The organism is Alterotamlana spongicola (assembly GCF_035818475.1).
In the GTDB taxonomy this organism is placed as follows: Bacteria; Bacteroidota; Bacteroidia; order Flavobacteriales; family Flavobacteriaceae; genus Cognatitamlana.
This window is the reverse complement of record NZ_JAYMGV010000001.1, coordinates 1,334,943-1,358,664: the sequence shown is the minus strand read 5'-3', so window position 1 is coordinate 1,358,664 and position 23,722 is coordinate 1,334,943. Positions and strand designations below refer to the sequence as shown.

Annotated in this window: 19 protein-coding genes; 9 read left to right on the top strand and 10 right to left on the bottom strand. The window is 34.9% G+C overall.

What is annotated here, in order from left to right; translation table 11 throughout:
• Positions 1-2 precede the first annotated feature (2 nt).
• The 7 genes from VOI54_RS05915 to VOI54_RS05885 form a co-directional block, all read right to left on the bottom strand.
• A complete protein-coding gene (locus VOI54_RS05915; RefSeq protein WP_326281799.1) occupies positions 3-2,318 on the bottom strand; it encodes a PSD1 and planctomycete cytochrome C domain-containing protein in 2,316 nt (771 codons plus the stop codon).
• A complete protein-coding gene (locus VOI54_RS05910; protein ID WP_326281798.1) occupies positions 2,319-3,377 on the bottom strand; it encodes a 6-bladed beta-propeller in 1,059 nt (352 codons plus the stop codon).
• Positions 3,378-3,535: 158 nt separating this feature from the next.
• Positions 3,536-7,474: a hybrid sensor histidine kinase/response regulator transcription factor gene (locus tag VOI54_RS05905; protein ID WP_326281797.1), complete on the bottom strand. Its 3,939-nt coding sequence runs from the start codon at positions 7,472-7,474 to the stop codon at positions 3,536-3,538.
• A 216-nt stretch (positions 7,475-7,690) separates the two neighbouring features.
• On the bottom strand, positions 7,691-8,434 hold the full coding sequence (locus VOI54_RS05900; RefSeq protein ID WP_326281796.1) for a succinate dehydrogenase/fumarate reductase iron-sulfur subunit: 744 nt from the start codon (positions 8,432-8,434) through the stop codon (positions 7,691-7,693).
• 10 nt (positions 8,435-8,444) lie between these two features.
• Positions 8,445-10,457, bottom strand: a complete 2,013-nt coding sequence (locus tag VOI54_RS05895; protein ID WP_326281795.1) for a fumarate reductase/succinate dehydrogenase flavoprotein subunit — start codon at positions 10,455-10,457, stop codon at positions 8,445-8,447.
• Positions 10,458-10,469: 12 nt separating this feature from the next.
• Entirely contained in the window at positions 10,470-11,144 is a 675-nt protein-coding gene (locus VOI54_RS05890) for a succinate dehydrogenase cytochrome b subunit (protein WP_326281794.1), read from the bottom strand.
• A 128-nt stretch (positions 11,145-11,272) separates the two neighbouring features.
• Complete coding sequence (locus VOI54_RS05885) at positions 11,273-13,141, bottom strand: T9SS type A sorting domain-containing protein (RefSeq protein WP_326281793.1); 1,869 nt, start codon at positions 13,139-13,141, stop codon at positions 11,273-11,275.
• A gap of 101 nt (positions 13,142-13,242) precedes the next feature.
• Between VOI54_RS05885 and VOI54_RS05880 the strand changes: the two genes are divergently transcribed.
• Complete coding sequence (locus VOI54_RS05880; protein WP_326281792.1) at positions 13,243-14,535, top strand: aminopeptidase P N-terminal domain-containing protein; 1,293 nt, start codon at positions 13,243-13,245, stop codon at positions 14,533-14,535.
• Between the two features lie 61 nt (positions 14,536-14,596).
• Here VOI54_RS05880 and VOI54_RS05875 read toward each other — a convergent pair whose 3' ends face one another.
• Complete coding sequence (locus VOI54_RS05875) at positions 14,597-15,919, bottom strand: aspartate kinase (protein ID WP_326281791.1); 1,323 nt, start codon at positions 15,917-15,919, stop codon at positions 14,597-14,599.
• A 118-nt stretch (positions 15,920-16,037) separates the two neighbouring features.
• Between VOI54_RS05875 and VOI54_RS05870 the strand changes: the two genes are divergently transcribed.
• The gene (locus VOI54_RS05870) at positions 16,038-16,694 is read left to right on the top strand and encodes a hypothetical protein (protein ID WP_326281790.1); all 657 of its coding nucleotides are present in this window, start codon (positions 16,038-16,040) and stop codon (positions 16,692-16,694) included.
• Here VOI54_RS05870 and brnQ read toward each other — a convergent pair.
• The gene (gene brnQ, locus VOI54_RS05865; RefSeq protein WP_326281789.1) at positions 16,675-17,970 is read right to left on the bottom strand and encodes a branched-chain amino acid transport system II carrier protein; all 1,296 of its coding nucleotides are present in this window, start codon (positions 17,968-17,970) and stop codon (positions 16,675-16,677) included. The genes VOI54_RS05870 and brnQ overlap by 20 nt on opposite strands.
• A 37-nt stretch (positions 17,971-18,007) precedes the next feature.
• On the opposite strand from brnQ, the gene VOI54_RS05860 reads away from it, so the two are divergent.
• The 3 genes from VOI54_RS05860 to VOI54_RS05850 all read left to right on the top strand — a co-directional run bounded on the left by VOI54_RS05860 (position 18,008) and on the right by VOI54_RS05850 (position 19,450).
• On the top strand, positions 18,008-18,787 hold the full coding sequence (locus tag VOI54_RS05860) for an alpha/beta fold hydrolase (RefSeq protein WP_326281788.1): 780 nt from the start codon (positions 18,008-18,010) through the stop codon (positions 18,785-18,787).
• A gap of 60 nt (positions 18,788-18,847) precedes the next feature.
• On the top strand, positions 18,848-19,114 hold the full coding sequence (locus VOI54_RS05855; RefSeq protein WP_326281787.1) for a DUF1660 family phage protein: 267 nt from the start codon (positions 18,848-18,850) through the stop codon (positions 19,112-19,114).
• 84 nt (positions 19,115-19,198) lie between these two features.
• On the top strand, positions 19,199-19,450 hold the full coding sequence (locus VOI54_RS05850; protein ID WP_326281786.1) for a DUF1660 family phage protein: 252 nt from the start codon (positions 19,199-19,201) through the stop codon (positions 19,448-19,450).
• Here VOI54_RS05850 and thiL read toward each other — a convergent pair.
• Entirely contained in the window at positions 19,440-20,486 is a 1,047-nt protein-coding gene (gene thiL / locus VOI54_RS05845; RefSeq protein WP_326281785.1) for a thiamine-phosphate kinase, read from the bottom strand. The genes VOI54_RS05850 and thiL overlap by 11 nt on opposite strands.
• A 285-nt stretch (positions 20,487-20,771) precedes the next feature.
• Between thiL and VOI54_RS05840 the strand changes: the two genes are divergently transcribed.
• The 4 genes from VOI54_RS05840 to sufC are packed head-to-tail and all read left to right on the top strand — an operon-like array spanning position 20,772 to position 23,675.
• The gene (locus VOI54_RS05840) at positions 20,772-21,101 is read left to right on the top strand and encodes a HesB/IscA family protein (protein WP_326281784.1); all 330 of its coding nucleotides are present in this window, start codon (positions 20,772-20,774) and stop codon (positions 21,099-21,101) included.
• Positions 21,102-21,116: 15 nt separating this feature from the next.
• The gene (sufB, locus tag VOI54_RS05835) at positions 21,117-22,565 is read left to right on the top strand and encodes a Fe-S cluster assembly protein SufB (protein ID WP_326281783.1); all 1,449 of its coding nucleotides are present in this window, start codon (positions 21,117-21,119) and stop codon (positions 22,563-22,565) included.
• Position 22,566: 1 nt separating this feature from the next.
• Positions 22,567-22,920, top strand: a complete 354-nt coding sequence (locus VOI54_RS05830; protein ID WP_326281782.1) for a hypothetical protein — start codon at positions 22,567-22,569, stop codon at positions 22,918-22,920.
• Between the two features lie 2 nt (positions 22,921-22,922).
• On the top strand, positions 22,923-23,675 hold the full coding sequence (gene sufC / locus VOI54_RS05825; protein WP_326281781.1) for a Fe-S cluster assembly ATPase SufC: 753 nt from the start codon (positions 22,923-22,925) through the stop codon (positions 23,673-23,675).
• Positions 23,676-23,722: the final 47 nt, after the last annotated feature.

Sequence of the window (23,722 nt, the reverse complement as noted above, 5' to 3'; positions counted from 1 at the left end):
AATTAGCTTTTTATTATAGTTTCTTCCATGTTATACAGCGTATGAATAATTTGCATTAATGACGCTACTTCTATAACATTACGATGCTTTTTTATGGGATGCTCACCTACTTCAATAAACTTTTCGGCATTTTCAGGTTCCTGCTTAAACAAGTCCTTTTGTACCTGATAATAATTTAGCAATATCCCCATTTCTTCTGTTCTTATTTCCCGGCACACTATACGTTTAAATGCTTTTTTAATCTTTTCTTCTAGCGACGAATTATCATCATTTAGTTTTTCAGAAAGTACTCTGGCAGATTCCAGTACTGTTGGCCCGTTTAACATAATAAGTGCTTGTAATGGTGTGGATGTGGAGTGACGTTTTACTTCACATTGATCTCTTGCCGCAGCATCAAAAGTGGTTTGTACGGGAGGTAATACGGTTCTTTTTATAAATGTGTACAAACCTCTTCTATACAGTTTATGGCCATGATCCTGGACATATCTAGATAACAAACCCCTGCTGGAACTTGCCGTAGACCAAAGTTTATCCGGTTGATACGGCCTTACACTCGGCCCGCCAATCTCTTTATTTAATAATCCACTACTTGCCAAAACATGATCTCTAATCATTTCTGCGTTTAAGCGCATTCTATTCATTCTTGACAGATAGATATTTTCAGGATCGGCCTCTAATTTTTTTGAATCTACAACAGTAGATTGTGTATAGGTTGCTGATGTTACAATCTGTTTTATAAGCCTTTTTATATCCCATCCGTTTTCCTTAAAATCTACCGCTAACCAATCTAATAACTTGGAATGTGAGGGTAAATCACCCTGCATTCCAAAATCTCCGGAAGTATTTATAATACCTTTTCCAAAAAATTCCTGCCAGATCCGATTTACAAAAACCCGTGATGTTAGTGGGTTTTCCTCATCCAATAACCATTCCACCAGCCCTAACCTATTTTTATCAAACTTTGATGTGTCAAACTCTAAAATTGCTTTTGGTAATGAAAAATCAACAATTTCGGTCTTACCATCATAAACGCCCCGATCTAAAATATGAGTTGTGCGAATGTCTGCCGAATCTTTCATGACCATAACACGAACATCGTCTGAATTCTTTTTATTGATAAATGGCAGTTGATTCTTCACCATTTTATCTGTTATTTGAATAAATGGTGGATCTGCCAGAGACCCTTTTTGAATGGCTCCAAAAAAACCTTTTTCGGGTACCTTGTCAAAAAATGCAAATGTTTGGTAATACTCTCTTTGAGAAATAGGGTCGTACTTGTGATCATGACATTTTGCACATTCAAAAGTCAAGCCTAAGAATGCTTTACCAAAGGTATTGGTTCTGTCAGTCACATATTCAACTCTATATTCTTCATCAATTACTCCACCTTCCTGTGTTATTTTATGATTTCTATTGAACCCTGTAGCAAGTACAGTTTCTATAGTTTTCTTTGGTAACAGGTCTCCTGCTAATTGCAACCTTATGAATTTATCATAAGGGTAATTTTTGTTGAATGCATGTATGACCCAATCCCGCCAGGGCCACATGGTTCTGGGGCCATCATCCTGATAACCATGTGAATCAGCATAACGGGCCACGTCCAGCCAATGAACCGCCATCTTTTCTCCATATTGCTTCCTGGATAATAATGTATCTATTAAATTCTCATAGGCTTTCTCTGAACTGTCATTTATAAACTGATTTTGTAATTCTATGGTTGGAGGTAATCCGGTCAAATCAAAAGATACGCGTTTTAAAAGTCGTTCTTTTTCTGCAACACTATTGGGTTCTAGCCCTATACCTTCAATTTTATCAAGAGTAAAATAGTCTATTTCATTCTTAACCCAAAACTCATTTTTAACTTCAGGTAAGGTTGGCTTTGAGGGCGGAATAAAAGCCCAGTGGGGTTGATACTCTGCGCCTTGTTTTATCCACTTTTTTATGATTTTAATTTCATACTCTGTCAATTCCAAATGGGATTCTGCCGGAGGCATTTGTATTGTGCTGTCTTTAGACATTATGCGCAAATAAACTTCAGATTCATCTGGTTTTCCTTTTACAATAGCATGTTTGTTTGGATTGTCTTTTAACGCTTTCAGGGCTCCTTCCTCTATATCCAACCTTAAATCTCCCGATCTTTTATTGGCATCAGGTCCATGACAGTTAAAACACTTATCTGAAAGAATAGGCCGGACGTCAAAATTATAATCTACTATTTTAGGTGTCTTTTTTTTTGGAATCCCGGTGTAATCAGAATTGTTATTCTTACAGGATACAAGCATTATTACAAACCCAATAAATAAACACTTCACCCTCATCTATATACGTTCTAATTTAATAGGGTATGATCTGTTAGCATTCCACTGACAAACGTATAGGTTTTTATCTTCGTCAATACAGACATCATGGCAATGGTTAAACAATGGTGTTTTCTGAAGCATTAATTGCAACTTGCCATCACTATACTTTGGTTTTGTTCCTCCTGGGTTGGACACTACCTTGTTATTGCTATCTAAAATAGTCACAAAACCTGAATTTGGGGTACGTTCTAAATATTTCATTCTGGACCAACACACTCCGGAATAAAGGTTTTCTCCATCAATCACCGGCCTGCAAACATAGGCTCCCGGCAAATATATAGTAGACAAATAGTCTCCATCCAGGGAAAATCTTTTAAAAGAATTATGAATTCTGGATGTACATAAAAGCGTTATATTATTGGGGTCTCTATCATCAATGGCAACTCCATGGGCATTATTTAGCTGTTCATCCTCATACCCTTTTCCTCCAAATTTCCTAATAAACTCTCCATCCTTATTAAACTGTAAAATCCAATCAGACCCATAGCCGTCGGCCACATAAATATCACCGTTAGGAGCAATAGCCGTTTCTGTGGGGCTATAATTATTATTCTTATTATAAACGCCAATGGTTTTTGGGTTTGGTAATTCCATGATAACTTTACCATCTACTGTAGTTTTAACAACCTTACCTGAACCCGGATCACAAATAAATAACACATCCTCATCACCTTCCTGAAAAAGTGTTAATCCATGACCGGATTTATATTCATGCCCCCATGTTGTTATCAGTTTTCCCGACTTATCGTAAATAATAATATTATTTTTTGTTTCATCTGTAATCATGATTAACCTCCCCCTTGAGTCCAGTACCATTTCATGGCAATTCTTAATTGGAGTGGTATTGGGGTTTAGATTTCCCCATGATTTGTGTACGCGGTATTTAAAATTGCCATGGCCTATAATTTGTTCATGCAATTCCGGTTTTTTCAAAATTGTAAACCCATAAGATGGTACTGATAAGGCAGTACCCGCCAATACCGTTTTTTTTATAAAACCTCTTCGAGAGTTTGGCATTTGTTTTAGTGTTTTAAATAAATAATAGAAGGTAGATTTGAAAATAAGATCTGTTTCAAACCTTACTAACATCACAATGCTTTCAAAATTAGTTTGTGACCTAAGGTTTAGAGGTGGACTTTTTGTATAAAATGGTGTAAATTTTATACAATTTTTAACTATGCTTTCTTTTTTGGGACATAGAATGACGGTGGGTTCCCAAATTCTTTTTTAAATGAACGACTAAAATAACGGTTATCATTATAGCCAATTTTATATGATATTTCTTTTAGTGTATATCTACCTTCCTTTATCAACTGCATAGCAATAGACAACTTATACGAATTAATATATTCAATAATGGACTTTCCGGTGAGCGCTTGAATTTTTCTATAAAGTTGAGATCTTCCAATATTCAATTCTGAGCAAAGTTGATCAATCGAAAATTCAGAATTTTCCAAATACTCTTCTATTTTTAAGTTTACCTTTTCAAGGTATTTATCTATAGTTTCTGGATTTGGACTATTATACTTTGTAAAGTTTTCGTGTCCTATTTTTTTAAGTAGCTGAGTTCTGCTCTCTAAAACATTCTTGATTTTGAGTTTAATCTCTGAAATATTAAATGGTTTTTGGATATAATCTTCAGCTCCTGTTGTTAAACCTACAATTTTATTTTCTACCCCACTTTTTGCTGTTAAAAACAATAATGGAATATGAGATGTTAATTCGTTACTTTTTATCTGGTTTGCAAATTGAATACCATCTAATTCAGGCATCATAATATCACTAATTATAATATCCGGGAGTGTAGCTATGGCTAACTGTAATCCTTTTTTTCCGTTGACTGCTTCTATAACCTGGTAGTGTTCTTTTAACTCATCATGAATATAGTTTCTTATATCGTTATTGTCTTCAACGATTAACACCAAGGTTTTATCTGAATTAATTTTTTCAGCAAGATCACCCGTTATTGTTGAGTATTCATTAGTATAATCATTAAAACCAATAGGGATTTGAACTTTAAAGTGACAGCCTTGTTCTTTGCCCGGTTTTAACTCTATATTACCTTTATGAAGCTTGACCAATTCTGCTGTCAGTGACAGGCCAATTCCACTACTATAGCCAAAATCCGGGTTTTCATCCAGTTGATAAAAACGTTCAAATACTTTTTCCTGGTATTCTACAGGTATTCCTGAGCCATTATCAATAACGTTAATCTCCATATAGCCATTTACCACCTGGTTTTCCTGATTTGCATCAATGTCCTGTAATTTTACTAATAGTTCAACCCGGCCTTCCTGTGAGGTGTATTTAAAGGCATTAGATATGAGGTTTGTTACTATTTTTTCCAGAATATCCGGATCAAAATACAGCTCATGGTTATTGTGAGGAAACTCATTGATATATTTGATGTTCTTTTCTTTTGACCAATACAGCGATGACGCATTAATATTATTAAAAACCGAAAGATCTTTCTGTGGGGTAATTTGAAGTTTTTGATTGCTTTCTAATTTTCTAAAATCCAATATTTGATTTACCAGCTCTAATAGACGCGAACTATTGCGATACATCATTTCCAAAACCTTATTATTAGGCTTGATGTTTTCCCTAACAAACTTATCTAAGGGAGATGTAATAAGTGTTAAGGGGGTTCTTAGCTCGTGGGAGATGTTAGTAAAAAACTTAAGTTTCATCTTAGCCACCTCTTCAAACTGCAATACGCGTTCTTTTTCAATTTCAAATTTAGAACGGTTTCTCTCTCTTTTAATGACCAGCCAAATTATTAAAACAAAAATTAGGGTTAACACTAGTAGTGTCAGTATTTTCACCCATATAAGTTCCCAAAAAGGTGGTTTTATTGAAACCCCTACCTCTTTTATAGTATCACTCCAAACACCATCTTCATTACTTGCTTTAACCATAAAAGTATAATGCCCCGATGGAATATTGGTATACGTTGCTTTTTGGTTATCATGGGCTTGAATCCAGGATGTATCATAACCGTCTAATTTGTAGGCAAATTTACAGCGCCCATTATTGTTGTAATTAATGACTTGAAATTCAAATTCAAATTTATTGTCTCTATAACTGAGGTTAACCTGATTTTCTATCTCAATATTTCTGGAAATATATTTACTGTTAGAGGTTATTAACTCATTATTAACCCACAATTTAGAAATATATAATTTTGGAGAGGAATTGCTTTCTTTAACATCTTTTGGGTTGAATATCATTAACCCTTTATGGGTATCAAAAACAAGCTCGCCGGTTTCCAAATGCAAACTGGAAACACCTATTCTATGAGATAAAACACCATCTTCCTCATTTAAGACTCTAATTTTATCATTCTCATGATCGTATTTAATCAATCCGTTTAAAGTACCTATCCATAAATTGTTATCAGAGTCCTGCTCTATAGAATTAACAATTTTATCTTTAATTACTGGATTTTCACATGGAATAAAAGTCTTTGATACTTCATCAAATCTACACAAACCTGCTCTTGTACCAATCCAGAGGTTATGCTTATTATCTTCAAATATTTCTAAAACAAAATTATTATTAAGAGTTGTTTTGTCTCCAATTTTATGCCTATAATGAACAAATTCTTGTGATTCCGGAAGGTATCTTTTTAAACCGTCGCCCTCAGTTCCAATCCACACCTGTTCTTTACTATCTTGAAAAATGGTTGCTGCTTTGTGAAAATATCCAATGCCATTTGGTTCATTAGGGTCACATTCAAAATGTATAATATTTTTAGATGCTATCTTGTAATTTTTAGCTCCAAGAACTTCACCAATCCACAACGCCTTCTCTTTGGTTTGTATTAAGGCAAAAGGCCATGAATTTTGCTCAATTTGCTGGATCAAATCTCCGCTAGTAGTAAACTCATAATAATATTCTCCATCTACAACCCAAACATTATTATTTCTTTTTGTTGCTATATATGGCCTACCGTTAAAACGAAAATCCAGTTTTTGAAGCTCATTAGTCTCTTTATTTAGTATAAAAATGCTTTCCCATTGAGAAATCCAATAATTGCTATCCGTTTTAGAGATCTGTCCTCTAAAGTTTTCCTTAAAAAAGGCTTTAAACGGTGTTGTTTTTTTTTCAATATGAAAGAAACTACCAAATCCGTCTAATACCCAGGAGGCCCCTGTTTTTTTACTATGAAATATTCTGGTCAATAAAAAGCTCTTTTCGGCAGGAAACAATTCATTTAGATTAATGTGCTGTTTGATCTTTAAATTTGAATTTGTAATTGACAGGGTATTTCCTCTGGTAAACCAATAATTTTCTTTATTTTCTTTTTTTACACTAGCAGCAAAACCTTTTGAAATAGTTAAAGCTGAAAAGCCATGTTTTTCATCGTAAATTGAAAACCCGCCTAAAGTTGTTATTAAGTTTCCGTTATAAAGCTCTAATCCATGATGATTTTGGGGTCCTGTTTTTGGGCTTTTATAAATGCGTTGGAATTTTTGAGTCCGGGGATCAAAAATGTTAAGTCCAATCCAGGTGCCAATAGCTAAATTACCATTTGACATTTCTATAATTTCAAGCACATTATTATGGCTGATACTTGATGGGTCTCCGGCATCGTATTTATAGGCTTTAAATGTATTGGTTTGACGGTTCATTAAATTTAATCCACCACCATCTGTTCCTATATAAAACTGATTACGCTTAGTTTCAAAAATGGTCTTTACTTCATTAAAACTTAAACTCTCAGGGTTCTGTTCATCGTGAATAAATTGCTGAAAACAATCGCAATTACGATTGTATTTTAACAGGCCGCCTCCATATGTACCAACCCATAATGTTTTTTGGCTGTCTTCAAAAAGGCAAGAGATATTATTATCTGTTATGCTTGTTTTGTTGTTCTCATTTTTAATATAGTTCTTAAAATTTCCACCGTCATAGCGCCATAAACCATTTGTAGATCCAATCCATACAAAGCCATAGGAATCTTCTAAAATAGCATGAACCGTAGTTTCTATAGGCAATTTAAAATGTGTAATTGCAAAATTATCTATGAATTTTTGTGAGCTGGCACAGTGCATCACTAAAAACAAGACAACCGTTAAAAATATTTTTAGAGATTTAAATGGTATATGCATTAAAAGTTAAATCAGGTTTCTCTTTTTAATCAAGACAATTTACAAACTTAATTAGAATTTCAACTATTGAAACGAAAACACAACCCGTATAGAATCATTTGAACACCATAATCCATTTTGATTTTACCCGGAAAATCACTTTTAAAAACATTAATAAATAAAAAACCCATATCAAATACATGATATGGGTCAAAATATAGTTTAATTACTACGTTCCTACTTAAGCGTTGCTTTCATAAGCTCTCTATTCATTCTGGCAATATTATCCAACGAAATACCTTTAGGACATTCTACTTCACAAGCTCCGGTATTGGTACAGTTACCAAAACCTTCAAGATCCATTTGAGCTACCATATTTTTAACACGATCTGCTGCTTCAACCTGACCTTGTGGCAATAATGCATATTGAGATACTTTAGCGCCAACAAACAACATTGCTGAGGAGTTTTTACACGTTGCTACACAAGCTCCACAACCAATACAGGTTGCTGCATCCATAGCTTCATCTGCTGCATGTTTTGATATAGGAATAGCATTGGCATCTTGTGTGTTTCCAGAAGTATTTACAGAGATATATCCTCCCGCTTGTTGAATACGCTCAAAAGACGTCCTGTCAACAACCAAATCTTTAATTACCGGAAAAGCAGCCGCTCGCCATGGTTCAATGGTAATGGTATCGCCATCATTAAACATACGCATATGTAACTGACAGGTTGTAATACCTCTATCTGGCCCATGAGCTTCACCATTTATATACAATGAGCACATGCCGCAAATACCTTCACGACAATCATGGTCAAATGCTACAGGTTCTTCTCCTGAGTTTACCAATTGTTCATTCAAAACATCCATCATTTCAAGAAAAGACATGTGCTCTGAAATATCATTAACTTTATAATCGACCATTTGACCCTTTGCATTTGAGTCTTTTTGTCTCCAAATTTTAAGTGTTAAATTCATAATGCCAATCTTATTTGTATGAACGTTGTTTTAGTTCAATATCTTTAAATTCTAATTCTTCTTTATGTAATACTGCATCTGCAGGTTCTCCTTTATATTCCCAAGCTGAAACAAAGGCAAAGTCTTTATCATTACGCTTTGCTTCTCCCTTTTGCTCTCCATCTAATTCCACAGACTCCTCTCTAAAGTGACCTCCACAAGATTCTGCTCTTACCAAGGCATCTTTAGCAAATAGCTCTCCTAATTCTAAAAAGTCGGCTACTCTGCCTGCTTTTTCTAATTCAGGATTCATCTCATTAGCACTTCCAGGAACTTTAACTTCTTTCCAGAACTCTTCACGAATAGCCTTAATTTCAGCCATAGCTTCGGTTAAACCTTTTTCGTTTCGTGACATTCCTACCTTATCCCACATCACTTTTCCAAGTTTTTTGTGGAAATAATCTACTGATTTGGTTCCGTTATTATTAATAAAGAAATCAATTCTATCCTTAACTTCTTTTTCAACAGCCTCAAACTCCGGAGTATCTGTTGGAATTTTTCCTGTTCTAATATCATCAGACAAATAATCACCAATAGTATAAGGTAACACAAAATATCCATCAGCTAATCCCTGCATCAATGCAGAAGCTCCTAGCCTGTTAGCACCATGGTCAGAGAAGTTAGCTTCACCTATACAATATAAACCAGGAACCGTTGTCATTAAGTTGTAATCAACCCAAACACCACCCATAGTATAATGAGTAGCAGGATAGATCATCATTGGTGTTTTGTATGGATTCTCATCTACAATCTTCTCATACATCTGGAATAAGTTTCCGTATTTAGCTTCAACAATGGCTTGTCCTAATTCATATATTTTATCTGCAGATGGATTTGCTATATTTTGAATCTTTGCCTGCTCTTTACCATAACGTTCAATAGCTGCAGCAAAATCTAAATATACAGCTTCACCGGTGGCATTTACACCATAACCGGCATCACAACGTTCCTTTGCAGCTCTTGACGCCACATCACGTGGTACCAGGTTACCAAATGCTGGGTAACGTCTTTCCAGGTAATAATCTCTATCTTCTTCAGCTATTTCGGTAGGTTTTAATTTACCTTGTTGAATAGCTTTAGCATCTTCAATTTTTGCTGGCACCCAAATCCTACCATCATTACGTAAAGATTCTGACATCAGGGTTAATTTAGACTGATAATCTCCTGAACGCGGAATACACGTGGGGTGAATTTGCGTAAAACAAGGGTTTGCAAAATAGGCTCCTTTTTTATGAATTTTCCATGCCGCAGTCACATTAGATCCCATGGCATTGGTTGATAAGAAATATACATTTCCATATCCTCCTGTAGCAATCACCACGGCGTGAGCTGAATGACGCTCAATCTCTCCGGTAATTAAATTTCTTGCAATGATACCTCTGGCTTTGCCGTCAATTTTTACAACATCCAGCATTTCATGACGATTGAACATTTCAATCTTACCACGGGCAATTTGACGATTCATAGCTGAATACGCTCCTAATAATAATTGTTGCCCTGTTTGGCCTTTTGCATAAAATGTCCTTGATACTAATACACCACCAAACGAACGATTGTCTAGCAACCCGCCATAATCACGAGCAAAGGGAACCCCTTGTGCTACACACTGGTCAATAATATTTGCTGACACCTCAGCTAAACGGTATACATTAGCTTCACGAGAGCGGTAATCCCCTCCTTTTACGGTATCATAAAATAACCTATAAGTAGAATCTCCGTCTCCCTGATAATTTTTAGCAGCATTAATCCCTCCCTGAGCTGCAATTGAATGTGCGCGACGTGGAGAATCCTGATAAGCGAATGCTTTTACATTATACCCTAACTCTGCCAATGTAGCAGCAGCCGAGCCTCCTGCCAATCCTGTACCTACAACTATAACATCTATATGACGTTTATTGGCCGGATTAACAAGATTGATTTTATTTTTATAATCAGTCCATTTATCTTTAATTGGACCTTTTGGTACTTTTGAATCTAAAGCCATTTTTATGTAAGATTAATGGTGATTAAAATGATGGAAAATTGCAATGATAATAAACCCTAAAGGAATTATGATTGAATAGGCTTTTCCTATATTTTGTAATGTTTTTTTACGACCTGCTGTAGATCCCATAGATTGGAAAGCTGATGTAAACCCATGAGCTAAATGCAAGCCAAGAAGAATGAATGAAATAACATAGGCACCTACTCTTAAAGGGCTATGAAATTTTTCTACCATTTCATGGAAGTATCTATAACTACCATCATGCATTCCGGACATATCCCCTAACACATATTTTGTATTTAGCTCCGGAATCCAAAAATCAATGAAGTGGAGTACGATAAAAGCCAAAATTACCAGGCCACTATAAATCATGTTTCTACTCATCCATGATGAATTAGCAGCACCATTGTTTTGTGCATATTTAACCCCAATGGCTTTCTTATTTTTTAGTTCTAAAACAAACCCCATAACAAAATGGAATACAACACCAAAAATTAAAACAGGTTGCAACGCAAATTGAACTAAAGGATTTGTTCCCATAAAATGAGATAATTCATTAAACATAGCCTCACTAAAAAGAGATGTGATATTAACTGCTAAATGAATTATTAAGAAAAACATGAGGAAAAATGCAGAAAGTGCCATAGCTACTTTTCTTCCTATTGAAGATTTAAAAAATCCGCTCATTATTTTAAAGTTATTTTAAGATTTGCACAAAGGTAGCTTAGGAATATATGATAGGCAAATAACAAATGTCATGTTTTTGCTATTTAGAATGGTTATAATTAACTAAGTATTATTACTTAGATTGTATTTTATTTCTGTACGATTTTCCTTGTAATTGAACCGTTTTCAGACTGTATTTTCACAAAGTAAACCCCTTTAGCTGCAGACTCCAGATTAATAGTTTTGATATTTGAACCACCAGAAAGATTATATTCAGAAATCAATCGGCCGCCTACATCATAAATACTGGCTCTTGTAAGATTAATTGTTGAAGCATTTCCTATAAAAAACTCCCCCCTTGCCGGGTTAGGAAAAATACTAATGGCATCTTCTAAATCCAGGTCTTCAAGGCTTAAATTACATATTGTTGAATCTGTCATAACAGCCTGACTACAAGCCATAACACTTGTGCTTCTGGAGTGCACATTGTTTGCAGCATTTTTATTTCCCGTTGAAAGCACTCGTTGTATCTCGGCATTTGAAAGTGCATAATGCATTACATCATCTAAGTTATCCCCATCAACCGTAGGATCAATAACGTGACCTAATTGATGACCATGCCCTAATTCATGAAGAGCTACGCTTTCAAAATCATATTTGCTAAAATCAGGAATACCAATAGGTCCTGAACCAAAATACCATTCAGTTCCACTATCAAAAACAATATCTAATTCAAACACATGGGCATTCCAGCTATTCACATTCCCTATACTACCACAACCATTAATCCTGCTATAACAAACCCCAAGAACACCAGGGTCTAAATCATCCACACCTTCGTTATCATACCGCACTACATTTACACCATCAGACTCTGCTACATCAACAGCAGTTGGTGTAGAACTTATAACCCAATTAACCTTGGTTTCGCATCTCCATTTATCTAAAGAGGCTGTAAACGCATCATTGGAGTTGGTATCATTAAAGAAGTCAGTTTGCATCTCCCATACATACCCTCCTCCCTGATCATTAATATGTCTAGTAGGATAAGCATATAAGCCCAATGGCCCATTTGGATCGGGGTCGTTATTGGGATCGTTGTCTGGTTCAAAATCCGGGTCAAAAATAGCATTAATTTGTGCATAGGTAATTGTTAAACTACTGGCTGAAAACCCATTTTCCTCAGAAGAGTTTTGAACCAGTATTGGTCCTGTACCCGCCTCACTTGGAATTTCAACCTTAATTTGAGTACCTGTCCATTCGGTAACCTGTGAATCTAAAGCAAAGACAGAAGTAAACCCTCCATCGTCTGCGTTACTAAAGCCTACCTTACCTTGGGTTCCTCCAAAATCGTCACCATTAATGGTCAACACTGTTTTGGTACCAGCTGTTGCCGACGCCAAATCAAACGTAATATTACTTGGCGCAACCAGCCCCTTTTTAGTTGAATTTGAGTCGTTATCAATTGCAGATATTTGAAGAAAATCAGATTTAGTATGTCTCATAATCTCTTCATAAAATGACGTTTTATTTTTTCGCTTCTTATTAAAGGAATTAATAACCTCGCCGTTATAAAGGCTATATTTAAAAAAGCTCTGCAATGACGCATAAGGTTTGTACATGGTATTGCTTGATTTAGCCGTAGCTTCCAAAACCCTTCTATTACCAGTCAACGTAAACACACCTATATCCCCTTCACGCAGTTTTAAACTGGGAGATACAATTAAGGCTTCCGAACCTACAGTCCCCCCTAGGGTCACAATCTCTATGGTGTGAACGGGTTTCCCTTTGAATACCTTAAAAACATTAATCGTATTTACCGTGTAGATATTTTTTCTGCCCACATCCCAAAACGATTGTTTTGAGACTACCTTACCTTCAATAACCAGTTTTGAATTATCTATTTGATCTTTTAAAGGCACTTCTTTAAGTAAGACCTGAGAATTAGCATAGACAAAAGCAACAACAAAAAAGAGAATAGTTAATCTCACACTTTTAATGGATAGTTTTTTCATCATGAGCGTTTTAGATTTACAATGAGAGAGTATCAAATATAACGAATTATTGGCGAAGATTTGTTTAGTTTCATTACATTTATCAAACTTAACGCATTTATAACATGAAATACTTACCAATTGATAATAAGCTCTTTATAAAAAACAGAAAGAAATTTACAGCGCAAATGCAACCCAATAGTTTGGCTGTTTTTAACTCCAATGACATTTATCCTATTAGCGCAGATAGCACCATGCCATTTGAACAACACAGAGATATTTTTTATCTGAGTGGTGTTGATCAGGAAGAAAGTGTTTTGGTATTATTTCCGGACTGCCCCAAAGAAAAGCACAGAGAAATTTTATTTCTGAAAGAAACCAATGAACACATTGCCATTTGGGAAGGTGATAAACTAACCAAAGAAAAAGCTTTTGAAACCAGCGGTATAAAAACTGTGTATTGGTTACAGGATATGGAAAAAGTTATGTTTGAGATCATGACACAATGCAATACCATTTACATTAATACAAACGAGCATTACAGGTCTAATGTTGAAACCCAAACCCGTGAAGACCGGTTTACAAAATGGATTAAAGACAGATATCCGGCCCACAATGTAGCAAAAAGCAACCCTATATTACAAAGGCTACGTTCTGTAAAAGAAGACATTGAAATTGATTTAATACAAAAAGCATGTGATATCACCGAAAAAGGGTTCCGCAGAATTCTGAATTTTATAAAACCCGGTGTTTGGGAATATGAAATTGAAGCAGAATTTATGCATGAGTTTTTACGAAACCGCTCTAAGAAATTTGCATATACCCCCATTGTAGCCTCAGGAAACAATGCTAATGTTCTACACTATATAGAAAATAACCAACAATGTAACGCCGGTGAACTTATTTTAATGGACATTGGTGCTGAATATGCTAATTATTCCAGTGACATGACCCGAAGCGTTCCTGTTTCTGGCAGGTTTACAGATAGACAAAAAGCGGTTTACAATGCCGTTAACAGGGTTAAAAATCAAGCTACAAACATGCTAACTCCCGGAACGGATTGGGCTGAATATCATGTTGAAGTTGGAAAGATTATGACTGGTGAGCTTATGGGATTAGGGTTACTGGATAAAGCTGATGTACAGAATGAAAACCCGGAATGGCCGGCATATAAAAAGTATTTTATGCACGGAACCTCTCATCATATGGGTTTAGATACTCACGATTATGGTATTTTGACCGAGCCTATGCAGGCCAACATGGTGTTTACTGTTGAACCGGGAATTTACATACCGGATGAAGGTTTTGGAATCAGGTTAGAAGATGATGTGGTGATCCAGGAATCGAGTGCACCGTTTAACCTTATGAAAAACATTCCGATTGAAGCTGACGAAATTGAGGATATTATGAATTCATAATAAAAGACAAAGGAGCGTTAATTAACGCTCCTTTTTGCTGACAAATCTAAAATATTGTAATTTATAGAGTGACTAATTCAAATAAATAATCGTTTAGTTTTTGCAGCGTATTGATTTTATCTTTTGAGTCAATTAACAGAGAAATATTATTCTTGCTCCCTCCATAAGAAATCATTCTAATTTTTACATCTTGTAATATTTGGAATAATTTATAAGTATCCTGATGGTCAACAATAGAATGGCCTACCAAACAAACTATACTTTGGTTTTTATCAACCTCAATCAATGCTATTTTTTCTAATTCCGGAAGTATCTTATCCAGGTTTCTATCGTCATCAATAGTTAATGACACGGCTACCTCTGAAGTTGTAATCATATCAATAGACGTTTGATACATTTCAAAAATCTCAAAAACCTTTTTCAAAAACCCGTGGGCCTGAAGCATTCTTGCCGACTTAATTTTTATTGCAGTTATACCATCTTTAGCCGCTATAGCTTTTATACCGTCTGCTGAAGTCTTGCTGGAAATCAATGTTCCATGAGCTTCAGGATCCATAGTGTTTTTAAGTCTAACAGGTATATTATCTAACCTAACAGGCGTAACAGTTTGGGGGTGTAAAATCTTAGCTCCAAAATAGGCTAACTCTGCCGCTTCATCAAACGATAAATTTGAAATAGGATTGGTATTATCAACATGACGCGGATCATTGTTGTGCATCCCATCAATATCGGTCCATATTTGAACCTCTTCTGCTTTTAATGCCGCACCTATAATTGTTGCAGTGTAGTCACTACCTCCACGTTGTAAGTTTGAAATCTCTCCAAAATTATCTAAACAAATAAATCCCTGGGTAATATAAATATCTGAATCTTCAGTATGTTCTAAAACCGTTTTTAAGTTTTTCCTTATATAATCAATATCCGGCTCCTTGAATTCATCAATCTTCATAAAATCCAACGCAGGTAAAAGCGCTGATTTTATACCTTCCTGATTTAAAAAACTATTAAACATAAAAGTAGACAGCAATTCGCCCTGAGCTACAATTTGATTCTCCAAAGACTCTGAATGGCTTTTATATGTACATTCTACTAAAAAATTGAAAATTCCTGACACATAGGTTTTAACCAAATTATTTAATGGCTCATTTTGCAAAAGATTATCAATAGTCACAAAATAAGTTTCATGAAGTCTATTAATTTTATCAACCGCTTCATTAGCATAACCATTTTTAACATCTTGAGCAATTGCTACCAAATGATTTGTGGTCCCTGACATTGCTGAAAGTACAACTATTTTCTTTTTACCATCATTAATAATAGTTTTAACATTACTCATGTTTTCAACAGAGCCTACAGAGGTGCCTCCAAACTTTAATACTTTCATTTTCATTTATTTGAACGGCAAAATTATAACACAAACGGAAAACAATTATTATTTATTAAAAAAAAAGTTTATTTTTGCACATAATGTTAAATAGTTAACATTAAAAATTGCTTAGCTCATGAAAACAGTATCTAATTGCGTTGAAGATATTTTAATAACACAGCCATATCTTGAGGAAGCGCTATCAAGAAATATTATAAATTTTAGCGCACTTGCTGTTGAATTGACCGAACCGATTAGTAAAATGCTCAAAAAGGACGTAAAACCAGGTGCCATTATGATGGCATTACGAAGGTATAGTCCACCAACCACTTTATCCAATTCGGTTAAAATGAAAAGAGCTATTCAAAATTTAGGAGATATAACCGTACGCTCAAACTTAACCGATTTTACAGTAAGAAACTCTGATACGCTTATAGATAATCATGCCAAAATCCTGGAACGCATAAACTTAGAATCTAAACTATTTTACACCTTTACCAGAGGGATTCATGAAAGCAACATTATAATATCCAGTAGTTTAAGTGATTTTATTAAAACCCAGTTACAACATGAAAGTTTTCTGGCTATACAGGATGGCTTGTCAGCCATAAGTATTAATTTACCTCAAGACAATTCTAAAATTGCCGGATTATATTACCATTTCTTTAAGCGCCTAGCCTGGGAAGGTATTGTACTATATGAAGTCATATCCACTACAAATGAGTTTACCATCTTAGTTGAAGACGACTATGTAGACAAAGCTTTTGCTGCTATTAAAAGAGTAAAGGCTTAATTCTATTTACAAAAACTTTATAGCTATTAACCATTAAAAAAGTAAATATAGCGGGTAATACCCAACCCAAATTTTGATGTGCTAGCGGGATAACAGTTTTGAGAGCATCCAGGTTTTTATTAACTACTATAAACCCTAAAAAGTCCGGAATGCTAAAAACAAAAGCTACAAAAACCACCCATCTAAATACCATTTTTGATGCAAACCGCTTGGGAATACTATTTAAAAAAATGAGCACTATACACAAAGGGTAAATAAACATTAAAACAGGCAAAGCTATATTAATAATATACTTTACATTCATTTGCCCAACAACAACCCCAACAACACAGCACACAATTGCAGTAACCACATAAGCCTTTTGGGACGCATTAAAATAGGCTTTAAAAAAATCTGCAATACTCACTATAATAGCCACTGCAGTTGTAAAACAAGCCAGGGCTACTAAAATGCTTAAAAAGGCAGAACCGGGACCTCCCAAAGTTATGGAAGCAAGGCCGGCAAGAAGTTCTGTTCTTGAAATATTTTCTCTAAATTGCGTATTATATGAAGCTCCCGTTGCAATTAGTCCGGTATAAATAATGAATAGCCCAAAAATGGCAATCAATCCGGATTTAATTATCATATGCTTCTTCTCCTGGTAAGACATCTCATAATTAGAATTATTAATAGAAACCAGTACCACACCTCCCATAATCATACCAGCCATAGCATCATAAGTTTGATACCCCTCAAGTAACCCACTAATTACAGGCATCTCAAATTTTGAAGGATTCATTTGTGCAACTGGGTTTATAAGACCTATAACAATTATGGTCAGCAGGATTAAGACAATAATTGGCGTTAAATACTTGCCTATAAACCCCAACACCTGATTTCTGTTTACCACAAATAAAAAAGCCAAAATAAAATAGACTATACTGGTAAGTAATGAGCTTGTACCAAAAAACGGGGCTATAGCTATTTCATGCGCAACAGCTGCAGTTCTGGGGCAAGGTAATGCTATGGTTATGACATACATAAAAAAGCAAAACACCATACTAAACCACTTAGATACTTTTAATCCAAAATCAAACATAGTACCCTGCAAATTAGCATGTGCATAAATGGCTAACAAAGGAATTACTCCTGCTGAAATTACAAATCCCAAAGCCACCATCCACCAATCCGGTCCGGAATTAAAACCCAACAAAGGAGGCAAAATTAAATTTCCAGCTCCAAAAAAACCGGCAAATAAAGCAAAACCAAATACAAAGGTTTCCTTGGTTTTATTCATAGTATGGTTTTATCTTTGTACAAGATATATGATTAGCATGAATATTACGTATAAAGGTGCCAATATTTTTTATACAGATTCAGGGAAAGGAAACACCATAGTTTTTCTTCACGGGTTTATAGAAAGTTCTACCATTTGGGATACTTTTATTCCTATATTGTCAAAAAAAAACAGAGTTATTTGCATAGACCTGTTAGGTCATGGTAATACGGATTGTTTAGGCTATATCCACACTATAGAGCTTATGGCCGACGTTGTTCAGGCTGTTATAAAACATTTACGAATTAGACGCTTTACCGTTATTGGTCACTCCATGGGAGGCTATGTTGCACTGGCTTTGGCTGAAAAAAATCCGGACGCCTTAAAGGGCCTATGTTTAGTAAATTCTACTGCCAGTGCCGATTCACCCGAAAAAAGAAAAAACAGGGACCGTGCTATTATAGCTGTAAAACAAAATCATAAGGCATTCATAAGAATTGCTATAAACAACTTATTTAGACCAAAAAACAGAACCTTATTTAAAGACCAAATCAAACAACTCATCAAAACTGCCCAGCAAACCCCCTTACAAGGTATTATTGCAGCACTGGAAGGCATGAAAATCAGAGAAGACCGTGAGGCCTTATTGCATTTTACTCCTTTCAAAAAAATGATGATTTTAGGTAAAAAAGATCCGGTACTTGATTACCAAAACTTAATAGAACAAACCAAAAACACAAAGGTAAAAGTTGTTGAATTTCCTGATGGACACATGAGCTTTATAGAAAATAGAGGAGAATTACTACAAGTAATAATGTATTTCATCGAAAATAATTAACTTTTTAGCGATTTATTTATATAATTTTCATAATTTTAGAATTCCCAAATCTTAAAGAGTATGAGAAAAACTACCAATAAACCCGCTTTAATCCCAAAAGTGTATTGCAATCTTTTTGGTCATGATTATGAAGTAAGTAAAAAAGTTACCTATCATGTTAAAGAGTATACCTGTAAACATTGTAAAAAAGAATTAACCACAAATAGTAATGGGCAACTTATTGAACTAACTCCAAAGTTCAAAGAAATCAATGCTATTTTAGAACGTATTTACACCTCAAGAATTGAACGTTTAAAGAAGAAAACATTCAGTTCGTCGATTTGCTAACCACTTATCAACAATATTTTTATTCTTTTTTATATTTTAAAGGCCTCTCTACTAAGTTAGTAACTAATTAAGATATATGGCAAAATGAAAAACATCCATTGCAAGGTGTTTGGGCATGACTTTATAGTAACAAGAAATGTTACCTATCATGTTAAAGAGTATACCTGTAAAAACTGCAAAAAAGAATTAACTACAAGTGGTAATGGCACACTAATAAGCCTAACTCCAAAATTCAAAGAAATTAACGACGTTTTAGAGCGTATACATTACAGAAAGTGCAGTGTTAAGGTAAAAAAGCAACCTGTCAATCCTAACTTACTTTTTTTTAGTCATTAAAACTCTTCCAACCTTGCGCTTTTATTGGAATTTGTGTATCAGCACGAGTAACTAAATGCATACCTGCATTTGCTTCTTTCATATAACCTATTACGGTTAAATTAGGATTTCCTTTTATTTTTGGAAAATCATCTTGCGAAATTGTGAATAACAGTTCATAATCTTCACCACCATTTAAGGCTACTGTTGTGCTATCAACATTAAACTCTTCACACGTTGCAATAACCTGGGGGTCCAAAGGTATTTTTTCTTCATACAAATCACATCCTACCTCACTTTGCTTACATAAATGCATAATCTCTGAAGACAGACCGTCACTAACATCAATCATAGAAGAAGGCTTAACTTTTAAATCGGACAGCAAGGTCACAATATCTTTTCTGGCTTCGGGCTTTAACTGTCTTTCAACTATATAGGTATAAGGCTCCAAATCTGGTTGATTGTTAGGGTTCACCTTATAAACTTCCTTTTCCCGCTCTAAGACCTGCAGTCCCATATATGCTGCTCCCAAATCTCCGCTTACAACAAGCAAGTCGTTAGGTTTAGCTCCGCTTCTATAAACCTCATCATCCTTATCTACTTCGCCTATGGCAGTAACCGAAATCAACAACCCTGTTGTAGATGACGTTGTGTCGCCTCCAATTACATCCACATTGTATAGACTTGAAGCGGTTTCAATTCCGGCATATAAATCTTCTAACGCTTCTAACGGAAATCGGTTTGACACAGCAATAGAGACCGTAATTTGAGTGGCTCTGGCATTCATGGCAAACACATCAGATAAATTAACAATTACAGCTTTGTAACCTAAATGCTTTAAAGGCACATAACTTAAGTCAAAATGCACGCCTTCAACAAGCAAGTCTGTAGTTACAACAACTTTTTTATTAGCAAAATTTAAAACCGCCGCATCATCACCAATACCTTTAATTGTTGACGATTGTTTGATTTTAAAATTTTTGGTAAGATGATCAATTAATCCAAATTCACCTAAATCACTTAACTGTGTTCTCTGTTGATTTTTATCTTCTATCATGCTGCAAAAATAAGAAGCTAATTTTGTTTTTACTACGTTTCATTTTTGAAACCTGCTTTTTAAGAACCATTTATAAAAAAAGAACACAAATATCAGTTCACTTTTATTGATAATTTGTCAATAATCAGCCTTTTAATAATCAATAACAAAAAACTATAAAACCATATATTAATATAATGTTAGGTTATGTGATAATCCCTGACTTATATTGTATATTTGTCCTCTATTTAGAAGCTGTCTTAATAAAATTGTATTAATTCACAACTAAATTTTAAAAAAAAGAACATGATAAAAGTCTCTGAAACAGCTAAGAAAAAGGTGGTTGAGCTAATGACCGAAGATGGTTATAATGCTTTAACTGACTATGTTCGTGTGGGTGTAAAAAGTGGGGGTTGCTCCGGACTATCTTATGATTTGAAATTTGATAAAGAACAACTGGAAGGCGATAAGGTTTTTGAAGATAACGATGTTAAAATCATTGTAGACAAAAAAAGCTTTCTATACCTCATTGGCACAACTTTAGAATATTCAGGCGGGCTAAACGGAACAGGATTTGTTTTTAATAATCCTAACGCAAACAGAACCTGTGGTTGCGGAGAATCATTTTCGCTATAATCTTAAGAAAACATTATGTCTAAATATACAGAAGATGATCTTCGGGAAGAACTAAAAACCAAAGAATACGAATATGGTTTTTATACCGATATAGAATCAGATACATTTCCTAATGGCTTAAATGAAGATATTGTACGTGCTATTTCTAAAAAGAAAGAAGAGCCACAATGGATGACAGACTGGAGGCTTGAAGCCTTTCGCGTTTGGAAAGAAATGACCGAACCGGAATGGGCAAATGTACACTATGAAAAACCTGACTTTCAAGGTATTTCATATTACTCGGCACCAAATAGCAAACCAAAATACGACAGTATTGATGAAGTTGACCCGGAATTATTAGCCACTTTTGACAAATTAGGAATCTCTCTTGATGAGCAAAAGAAACTGGCCGGTGTTGCTATGGATGTTGTTGTAGACTCGGTTTCTGTAGCAACTACATTCAAGAAAACCTTGGCAGAACAAGGTATTATATTTATGAGTATTTCTGAAGCTATTCAAGAGCATCCGGAACTTGTAAAAAAGCATATTGGTACTGTGGTTCCTCAAAAGGATAATTTTTATGCAGCTCTAAACTCTGCGGTATTTAGTGACGGATCGTTTTGTTATATTCCAAAAGGTGTAAAATGCCCCATGGAATTATCAACCTATTTTAGAATTAATCAGGCCGGCACCGGTCAATTTGAAAGAACTTTGGTTATTGCTGATGAAGGCAGTTATGTAAGTTATCTGGAAGGTTGTACAGCACCAAGTAGAGATGAAAATCAATTACATGCGGCTGTTGTAGAGCTTATTGCTTTAGACGATGCAGAAATAAAATATTCAACCGTTCAAAACTGGTTTCCCGGAAATGCCGAGGGCAAAGGAGGTGTTTACAACTTTGTAACCAAACGCGGCCTGTGTGAAAAAAATGCAAAAATATCATGGACACAGGTTGAAACAGGATCGGCAGTGACCTGGAAATACCCCTCTTGTATCCTAAAAGGAGACAACTCAGTAGGTGAGTTTTACTCCATTGCCGTAACCAACAACTACCAGCAAGCCGATACCGGTACCAAAATGATTCATTTGGGTAAAAACACAAAATCAACGATCATTTCAAAAGGTATTTCAGCAGGAAAATCGCAAAATAGTTATCGCGGATTAGTTCAAATTAATTCCAGAGCAGAAAATGCACGTAATTTTTCGCAATGTGACAGTTTATTAATGGGTAATGCATGTGGAGCACATACATTTCCATACATAGAAGCTAAAAACAAATCTGCAAAAATAGAACATGAGGCTACCACAAGTAAAATTGGTGAAGACCAGATTTTCTATTGTAACCAACGTGGTATTGATACAGAAAAAGCCATAGCTTTAATTGTAAATGGCTTTAGTAAAGAAGTTTTAAATAAGCTCCCTATGGAATTTGCTGTTGAAGCCCAAAAATTATTAGAAATAAGTTTAGAAGGAAGTGTTGGTTAAAATGAAAAAAGTAATTTTTATAGTATGCACACTTATTGCCTTTACAAGCTGTAAAGATGATAATTTAACCATATTAAAAGGTGACTTTATCTATTACGCTGATGCAGCTGTTTTACAAACACCTACAGAAATTTATGGTGTTATAATAGATGAAAAAATGCACGAGCTTGACAAACAAGTGCAATCATATAAAAAAGAAACAACAGATATGGTACCTGTAGAAATACGGGGAAAGATAATACCCAAGCCAAAAAATGAAGAAGGTTGGCCGTTTCGGGTTGAAATCAAAGAAATATTGAATATTTCAAAACCAAGTCCAGAAAAGAACAATATCATAAAACTAGGAAAAGAATAGTTATGTTAAAAATTGAAAATTTACACGCCAGTGTTGAAGATAAAAGTATCCTGAAAGGCATTAACCTTGAAGTAAAACCGGGAGAAGTTCATGCTATCATGGGACCTAACGGTTCTGGAAAAAGTACACTTTCATCCGTAATAGCTGGAAAAGAAGAATACGAAGTTACAGAAGGTACTATAGAATTTGAAGGTGAAGATATTGAAGAATTAGCTGCAGATGAACGCGCTCATAAAGGTATATTTTTATCATTTCAATACCCGGTTGAAATTCCCGGAGTTTCTGTAACAAACTTTATGAAAACAGCTATTAACGAATCCAGAAAAGCAAAAGGTTTAGAAGACATGCCTGCTAAAGATATGTTAAAGCTCATCCGCGAAAAATCTGAATTATTGGAAATAGATCGTAAATTTTTATCACGTTCTTTAAATGAAGGATTCTCAGGAGGAGAGAAAAAACGTAATGAGATCTTTCAAATGGCCATGTTAGAGCCTAAACTAGCCATTCTTGATGAAACAGATTCTGGTTTAGATATTGATGCACTTCGTATTGTTGCCAATGGCGTTAACAAATTAAAGAGTGAAGATAATGCGGTTGTAGTAATTACACACTACCAACGTTTATTAGACCATATTGTTCCGGATTTTGTTCATGTTTTACACAATGGTAAAATTGTAAAATCAGGTACTAAAGAACTTGCCCATGAACTGGAAGAAAAGGGTTACGACTGGATTAAAGAAGAAGTAAACGCTTAAATAGTAGCCTGTCCGGTTAACAGTACATAGTTTTTTGATTATATACT